Source organism: Micromonospora sp. 15K316 (assembly GCF_004348525.1).
Taxonomy (GTDB): domain Bacteria; phylum Actinomycetota; class Actinomycetes; order Mycobacteriales; family Micromonosporaceae; genus Micromonospora.
In genome coordinates this window covers 2,501-5,350 of the sequence record NZ_SMKG01000317.1, presented here as the reverse complement: position 1 = coordinate 5,350, position 2,850 = coordinate 2,501, and the positions used below count along the sequence as shown (strand labels likewise).

The 2,850-nt window shown below is 57.0% G+C and carries 2 rRNA genes (1 of these 2 running past the window's edge); both read right to left on the bottom strand.

What is annotated here, in order from left to right:
• Window positions 1–3: 3 nt before the first annotated feature.
• Window positions 4–120: ribosomal RNA gene (rrf, locus tag E1211_RS30470) — 5S ribosomal RNA — on the bottom strand.
• An 85-nt stretch (window positions 121–205) separates the two neighbouring features.
• Window positions 206–2,850, bottom strand: a 23S ribosomal RNA gene (locus tag E1211_RS30465); it runs 465 nt beyond the window's last position.

Genomic DNA, 2,850 nt, shown 5'->3' with positions numbered 1-2,850 from the left:
AATGTCCGGCGGTGTCCTACTCTCCCACACCCTCCCGAGTGCAGTACCATCGGCGCTGGAGGGCTTAGCTTCCGGGTTCGGAATGTAACCGGGCGTTTCCCCTCCGCCATGACCGCCGTAACTCTATAGACATATCAAACAACACCCACACACGGGGTCTGTTGCTTGTTTGCCCAGAGTTGCACAGTGGACGCGTAGCAGCTTAGTAGTCAAGTCCTCGGCCTATTAGTACCGGTCAACTGAACCCGTTACCGGGCTTACATTTCCGGCCTATCAACCCAGTCGTCTAGCTGGGGGCCTTACCCCACAAAGTGGGTGGGATACCTCATCTTGAAGCGAGCTTCCCGCTTAGATGCTTTCAGCGGTTATCCCTTCCGAACGTAGCTAACCAGCCGTGCCCCTGGCGGGACAACTGGCACACCAGAGGTTCGTCCGTCCCGGTCCTCTCGTACTAGGGACAGCCCTTCTCAAGTATCCTACGCGCACGGCGGATAGGGACCGAACTGTCTCACGACGTTCTAAACCCAGCTCGCGTACCGCTTTAATGGGCGAACAGCCCAACCCTTGGGACCTGCTACAGCCCCAGGATGCGACGAGCCGACATCGAGGTGCCAAACCATCCCGTCGATATGGACTCTTGGGGAAGATCAGCCTGTTATCCCCGGGGTACCTTTTATCCGTTGAGCGACACCGCTTCCACACGCAAGTGCCGGATCACTAGTCCCGACTTTCGTCCCTGCTCGACCTGTCAGTCTCACAGTCAAGCTCCCTTGTGTACTTGCACTCAACACCTGATTGCCAACCAGGCTGAGGGAACCTTTGGGCGCCTCCGTTACCCTTTAGGAGGCAACCGCCCCAGTTAAACTACCCACCAGACACTGTCCCTGAACCGGATAACGGTCCGAAGTTAGATACCCAAATCAACCAGAGTGGTATTTCAAGATTGCCTCCACCCATACTGGCGTATGGACTTCACCGGCTCCCACCTATCCTACACAAGCTAATTCAGATACCAATGTCAAGCTATAGTAAAGGTCCCGGGGTCTTTCCGTCCTGCCGCGCGTAACGAGCATCTTTACTCGTAATGCAATTTCGCCGGGCCTGTGGTTGAGACAGTGGGGAAGTCGTTACGCCATTCGTGCAGGTCGGAACTTACCCGACAAGGAATTTCGCTACCTTAGGATGGTTATAGTTACCACCGCCGTTTACTGGCGCTTAAGTTCTCCGCTTCGCCCCCGAAAGAGCTAACAGGTCCCCTTAACGTTCCAGCACCGGGCAGGCGTCAGTCCATATACATCGAATTACTTCTTCGCATGGACCTGTGTTTTTAGTAAACAGTCGCTTCCCCCTGCTCTCTGCGGCCATACAACGCTCCACCCGCGCGGGGCTTCACGTCTCCGGCCCCCCTTCTCCCTAAGTTACGGGGGCAATTTGCCGAGTTCCTTAACCACAGTTCGCCCGATCGCCTCGGTATTCTCTACCTGACCACCTGTGTCGGTTTGGGGTACGGGCCGCTCGGAACTCGCTAGAGGCTTTTCTCGGCAGCATAGGATCACTGACTTCACCTGAATCGGCTCGGCATCACGTCTCAGCCCCGTGTGCTGCGGATTTGCCTACAGCACGGCCTACACGCTTACCCCGGCACAACCACCGGCCGGGCTCAGCTACCTTCCTGCGTCACCCCATCGCTTGACTACTACCCGCCAGGTTCCCACGCTCCCCCAGATCCGTCCGAAGACATCACCAGGCTCGGGTGGTTAGCACAACGAGGTTCATCAGGGTCGCTCCTACGCGGGTACGGGAATATCAACCCGTTGTCCATCGACTACGCCTCTCGGCCTCGCCTTAGGTCCCGACTCACCCAGGGCGGATTAGCCTGGCCCTGGAACCCTTGGTCATCCGGCGGAAGGGTTTCTCACCCTTCTTTCGCTACTCATGCCTGCATTCTCACTCGTGCCGCGTCCACAACTGGATCACTCCGCTGCTTCACCCCCGGCACGACGCTCCCCTACCCATCCACACACCTGCACACGATCCCGAAGAACCATGCGAAGTCAAAATGTGAATGCCACAGCTTCGGCGGTGTACTTGAGCCCCGCTACATTGTCGGCGCGGAACCACTTGACCAGTGAGCTATTACGCACTCTTTAAAGGGTGGCTGCTTCTAAGCCAACCTCCTGGTTGTCTATGCGACCCCACATCCTTTTCCACTTAGCACACGCTTAGGGGCCTTAGCTGGTGATCTGGGCTGTTTCCCTCTCGACTACGAAGCTTATCCCCCGCAGTCTCACTGCCGCGCTCTCACTTACCGGCATTCGGAGTTTGGCTGATTTCGGTAAGCTTGTAGGCCCCCTAGACCATCCAGTGCTCTACCTCCGGCAAGAAACACGCGACGCTGCACCTAAATGCATTTCGGGGAGAACCAGCTATCACGGAGTTTGATTGGCCTTTCACCCCTAACCACAGGTCATCCCCCAACTTTTCAACGTTGGTGGGTTCGGCCCTCCACGCGGTCTTACCCGCGCTTCAGCCTGCCCATGGCTAGATCACTCCGCTTCGGGTCTAGGACACGCGACTGAACGCCCTATTCAGACTCGCTTTCGCTACGGCTCCCCCACACGGGTTAACCTCGCCACATGCCACTAACTCGCAGGCTCATTCTTCAAAAGGCACGCCGTCACCCCGAAAGGCTCCGACGGATTGTAGGCGAACGGTTTCAGGTACTATTTCACTCCCCTCCCGGGGTACTTTTCACCATTCCCTCACGGTACTCGTCCGCTATCGGTCACCAGGAAGTATTTAGGCTTACCAGGTGGTCCTGGCAGATTCACGGCAGATTTCAGGAGTCCG